This window comes from Pelotomaculum propionicicum, from assembly GCF_004369225.1.
In the GTDB taxonomy this organism is placed as follows: domain Bacteria; phylum Bacillota; class Desulfotomaculia; order Desulfotomaculales; family Pelotomaculaceae; genus Pelotomaculum_B; species Pelotomaculum_B propionicicum.
The window spans coordinates 1-795 of sequence record NZ_QFFZ01000151.1; the positions used below are offsets into that span (position 1 = coordinate 1).

The following is a 795-nucleotide window of genomic DNA, read 5'->3' on the forward strand; positions in this document are numbered from 1 at the left end:
AACTCACGAGAGGAGAAACCCCATGAATTTTCAACTAACTGAAGAACAACAACTAGTGCGCGCCAGTGTAAGAGAATTCTGCCAGAAATACGTCGAGCCCATCGCCCAGAAAGTCGACCAGGAGCCCTACTTCCCCATGGAAAACGTCAAAAGACTCGCCCAGCAGGAGTGGACAGGCATCCCCTACCCAGTCGAATACGGCGGGGCCGGCGCAGACTACCTGACCTACATCATCACACTCGAAGAGATCTCACGTGCCTGCGCCACCACCGGGTTCACCCTGGAATGCCACACCTCACTGGCCAGCTTCCCCTTGTGGAAGTACGGCACCGAAGAGCAGAAACAAAAGTGGCTGACCCCACTGTGCAAAGGTGAGATTTTAGGTTCCTTCGCCCTGACCGAGCCGGGCGCCGGCACCGACGCCGCCTCCGGCCAGAGCACAGCAGTACTGGACGGCGACGAGTACGTCCTAAACGGCACCAAGATGTTCATCTCCAACGCCCCCGTGGCCGGAGTCTTCATCATGTTCGCCTCAACCGACAGGACCAAGGGCGCCAAAGGACTCAGCGCCTTCATCCTGCCCGGCGACACACCGGGGCTGACCATCGGCAAACACCTCAACAAAATGGGCATCCGCGGCTCACTCACCGCCGAAGTAATCATGAAAGACTGCCGCGTGCCCAAAGAAAACCTGTTAGGCGGAGAAGGACAGGGCTTTAAGATAGCCATGTCCACCTTGGACGGCGGCCGCATCGGCATCGCCGCCCAGGCCCTCGGCATCGCCCAGGCCGCCTT

At 59.1% G+C, this 795-nt stretch carries 1 protein-coding gene; it reads left to right on the plus strand.

Annotated features, from left to right (window positions below; genetic code table 11):
* Positions 1–22 precede the first annotated feature (22 nt).
* Positions 23–795 (plus strand): acyl-CoA dehydrogenase family protein (locus Pmgp_RS19290; RefSeq protein ID WP_134216309.1); only part of this gene is annotated, 773 nt, incomplete at its 3' end.